1 protein-coding gene is annotated in these 395 nt (G+C 40.3%); it reads right to left on the bottom strand.

The window, feature by feature from the left end:
* On the bottom strand, positions 1 to 395 hold a 395-nt coding region (locus I6F37_RS43730), incomplete at both ends, for a hypothetical protein (protein WP_225154944.1).

Here is a 395-nt window from a genome sequence, read left to right as displayed (position 1 = left end):
CTTCATAATCTTCCACGCCGGTCGTTTGCTTTTTTAATTTGCATCCGATCTGGTAGATGTACATATCGAGATAAGTGTCTTCTTCAAAGTCGGTATTGTAGTCGTAATTGCGGTACAGCAAATTATTTACCATGGCGGGTTCCATGGCGAGGGCCACCTCAATTCCTTTTTCATACTTGCCGAAGGCCAGGCTTCCTTTTTTTAGATAATCCCCTGCGAATGAACTGAAAATGTTTTTCAATCCATACATATTCTTTAAAAGTTCAGCATCATCATTCTCAAACAATTTTTGTTGCCAGATCTCTGGCTTGGTTTCGATGGCCACTACATCAACATTGTTGAGCGCCACATAAAATGAATCACCCAAATGAAAAGCAAGTTTATTGCTTACGTGC

Source organism: Bradyrhizobium sp. NBAIM08, assembly GCF_020193935.1.
Lineage (GTDB): Bacteria > Pseudomonadota > Alphaproteobacteria > Rhizobiales > Xanthobacteraceae > Bradyrhizobium > Bradyrhizobium yuanmingense.
This window is presented reverse-complemented; position numbering and strand designations above follow the sequence as displayed.